At 66.0% G+C, this 4,055-nt stretch carries 2 protein-coding genes; both read right to left on the minus strand.

All coding sequences use genetic code 11. The annotated features are described in order from the left end of the window. Positions 1–3,079 (minus strand): isoleucine--tRNA ligase (gene ileS, locus VET27_RS26210; protein WP_526522929.1); only part of this gene is annotated, 3,079 nt, incomplete at its 3' end. A gap of 257 nt (positions 3,080–3,336) precedes the next feature. After that, on the minus strand, positions 3,337–3,960 hold the full coding sequence (locus tag VET27_RS26215) for a hypothetical protein (protein WP_526522930.1): 624 nt from the start codon (positions 3,958–3,960) through the stop codon (positions 3,337–3,339). Positions 3,961–4,055: the final 95 nt, after the last annotated feature.

Genomic DNA, 4,055 nt, shown 5'->3' on the forward strand with positions numbered 1-4,055 from the left:
CACCGATCTCCGAGCCGTCGACCGGCTCGCCGAACTCGAAACCGGTGGCCAGGATCTCGCCCGCGATGAGGTCCGCGTGAGCCGTTGCCCAGCCTCGGCGCTCCGGCGGCACCGACATCGTCACGTTGATTCGATCCGAGACGTCCAGCCCCGTGGTCTTGCGCAGGTCCTGAAGCTCACGGATGCGGTCCTTGGCCCAGCCCTCGGCTTCCAGTTCGGGCGTGAGCGTACCGTCGAGCACGACGAGTCCCGCACCATCGGGCAGCGCGGCCGTCCACTCGGGTTCCGCCGCAACCAGTTTCGAGGTGTACTCCGTCGGCTGCAGCGTTGCCGGTCCAGCCGTGAGGGTCCCGTCGGGGTTGACGACGCCCTCCCCCGCCTTCACTGCCTTGATCGCGGCTTGTACGTCCTTGCCCAACCGCGGGCCCGCCACCTTCGCATTGACCGCCAGCTCGAACTTGCCGAACGCGTCGATGTCGTCGGTCAACTCGACGGCCTTCACGTTCAGTTCGTCGGCGATCAGATCGAGGAACGGCGCGAGGGCCTCCGGATTCTCTACCGCGACGGTCAGTTTCGGCAATGGCAAGCGGACGCGCAACTTCTTCGCCTTGCGAACCGACGATGCGACCGAGCACACGTCGCGAACCTGGTCCATGGCGACCACCAGAGTGGGATCGGCAGGCAGCTCGCCCGCGGTCGGCCAATCCGTCAGGTGCACCGACCGACCGTCGGTGACGCCTCTCCAGATCACCTCCGCGATCAGCGGAAGCAGCGGAGCGGCCAGCCTTGCGGTGACCTCGAGCACCGTGTGCAGGGTGTCGATCGCGTCGGGATCCTCGTCCCAGAACCGCGAACGGGACCGTCGCACATACCAATTCGTGAGGGCCTCGGTGAACTGGCGCAGCTGTTCGCAGGCAAGGGAGATGTCGCAGACGTCCAATGAACCGGTCAGGTCGTCGCGCAGCACGGCGAGCTTGGCCAGGATGTAGCGGTCCAGCACGTTCGTCGAATCCGTGCGCCAGGTCCCCTTCTTCGGCGCGTACAACGCGAGGAAGGAGTAGGCGTTCCAGAACGGCAGCAAGACCTGTCGCACGCCCTCGCGGATGCCCTGCTCGGTGACCACGAGGTTGCCGCCGCGCAGGATCGGGGACGCCATCAGGAACCACCGCATCGCATCCGAGCCGTCCCTGTCGAACACCTCGGTGACGTCCGGGTAGTTGCGCAGCGACTTGCTCATCTTCTGTCCGTCGCTACCCAACACGATGCCGTGGGATACGCAGGTCCGGAACGCGGGCCGGTCGAACAGGGCCGTGGCGAGCACATGCAACAGGTAGAACCAGCCGCGGGTCTGACCGACGTACTCGACGATGAAGTCTGCGGGGTTGTGGCCTTTGAACCATTCGACGTTCTCGAACGGGTAGTGCACCTGGGCGTAGGGCATCGAGCCCGAGTCGAACCAGACGTCGAACACGTCGGGAATGCGCCGCATGGTCGACTTGCCGGTGGGGTCGTCGGGGTTCGGCCGCGTCAACTCGTCGATGTAGGGCCGGTGAAGATCGTCGGGGCGCACGCCGAAGTCGCGTTCCAGCTCGTCGAGGCTGCCATACACGTCGATCCGGGGATGGGCCGGGTCGTCGGACTTCCACACCGGAATGGGGCTGCCCCAGTAGCGATTTCGTGACACCGACCAGTCGCGGGCATTCGACAGCCACTTACCGAACTGGCCGTCCTTGACGTGTTCCGGGTACCAGGTGATCTGCTGGTTGAGTTCGACCATCCGGTCGCGGAACTCGGTGACCTTGATGAACCAGGACGACACCGCCCGATAGATCAACGGGTTCCGGCACCGCCAGCAGTGCGGGTACGAGTGGTCGTACGTCTCGTGCCGCAGAAGTACCGCCCCGTTCACGGCGGCGGCCCCCGACTGGTTCTTCAGGTCGCGGATGATCTGCGGGTTGGCGTCGAAGACGTGCTGGCCGGCGTAGTCGGGAACCGTCGCGTCGAACCTGCCCTTGGAATCGACCGGGGTGACGGCCGCGATGTCCGCCGCGTCAGCGGTGGCCTTGTCGTCCTCACCGTAGGCGGGTGCCATGTGTACGATGCCGGTGCCGTCCTCGGTGGTGACGAATTCACCCGGCAGTACGCGAAAGGCGTTGGGCGAGTCCATGAAGTACGGGAACGGCGGAAGGTACTGCACGCCGAGCAGCTCCCGACCGGGGTAGGAACCGACCACGGTCGGCTCGTCACCCAACTCCCTGGCGTACGCCGCCAGGCGTGGCTCGGCGAGGATGTAGCGCCTGCCGTCGGATCCCTCCACCAGTACGTAGGTCACGTCGGGGTTGACGGCCACGGCCTGGTTGGACGGAAGCGTCCACGGCGTCGTCGTCCAGACCAGCAGATGTGAACCCGCCAAGGGCCCGTCGGCCACTCGGAGTCCGACGGTGACCGCGGGGTCCTGCCGGTTCTGGTAGACGTCGTCGTCCATCCGCAGTTCGTGGCTGGACAGGGGAGTCTCGTCGTTCCAGCAGTACGGGAGGACGCGGTTGCCCTCGTAGGCCAGGCCCTTGTCCCACAGCTGCTTGAACGCCCAGAGCACCGACTCCATGAAGCCGAGGTCCAGGGTCTTGTAGTCGTCGTCGAAGTCGACCCACCGGGCCTGACGGGTGACGTAGGCCCGCCATTCCTCGGAGTACTTCATGACGGATGCGCGGCAGGCCTCGTTGAACTTGTCAATGCCCAGTTCCTCGATCTGCGACTTCTCGGTGATGCCGAGCTGGCGCTGCACCTCCAACTCGGCGGGCAGCCCGTGGGTGTCCCAGCCGAACCGGCGCTCCACCTTGTAGCCGCGCATGGTCTGGTAACGCGGGACGATGTCCTTGACGTAACCGGTCAGCAGGTGACCGTAGTGCGGCAGGCCGTTCGCGAACGGAGGGCCGTCGTAGAACACGTACTCCTCTGCGCCGTCGCGCTGCTCGATGCTGGCGCGAAAGGTGTCGTCGCGATCCCAGTAGTCCAGTACTTCGACCTCGAGGTCCGGAAAGCTCGGCGATCCGCTCGCGGGTCTGGGATAGGCCGTCACCGGTGTTCGTCTCCTGTGCCCATGGTCGACAAGGCACGGGGACGACGTCGCGCCCGTGCGCGAACACCGCGGTACCACCCCGCTTGCGCGCACCAGGCGCGCCGCTCGAATGTGGGCGATGACGGGCCCACCCGTTCGGTTCTACTGGGCGTTCCCGATCAACGATCGGACGCCGTTCTTCCGAAGACTCCCCGGTGATGGCCGGATCGATGCCTGTGCGCAGATTCTAGACCCCACGGCGGCCGACGAGCCAAACGCTAGTGGGCAAGCGCCAACTCGGGCGTGGAATGGATCGGCGGGGTGGCCTCCGAGGTCAGCTCGATCAACGCCAGCGGGAACTGCTCCGCCAGTTCCGCCACTGTGTAGCACTCGAAGCTGCGGGCGTCGAACCACCAGTCCAAGGCCATGACGTTTCCGTCCCGGTACGCGCGGAGCTCGAGGACGTGGCCCAGGTACGGCCGCGCGACGGCGGTGTCGCCGTTGACAAACAGGACGTCTGACACCGGCTGCGCCCGTGGATCGTCGGGCACGCCGTGCACGATGCGACGGACGGCCAGCGCTTCGAGCGCGCGGTGGACGCGCGCGAGCATCTCGTCGGCGTCGACCTGCCCGGGAGCCGCGCACTGCAACGTCACCGGGTGTACGCGGGTGCCGTAGCCGGGCACGTCGACGGCCACGGAGCCACTTCCGATGGTCCGCTCGATCGCGCGGCCCAATGCGGCGAGGAGAATCTCGTCGCTCGTTAGCCCCAGCACCTCGGCGGCGCCGTCGAGTTCCATGGTCAACAGCGGCGAAAGGGGTGCCGTCACCAATTCCAGATCCTCGACACAAGGATGGCCGCCGGCGTCGTAATCGGTCAGCTGCATGTTTGCGCGCGTCATGGGGCGAAGGCTACACGATCGTCCCAAAAATGGGACACATCTGCCAATACCGTGACGGCAGTGTCAATACAACGCTCGTTGTCCGATTTGCGGCT

This window comes from Mycobacterium sp. (assembly GCF_035633495.1).
Classification (GTDB): domain Bacteria; phylum Actinomycetota; class Actinomycetes; order Mycobacteriales; family Mycobacteriaceae; genus Mycobacterium.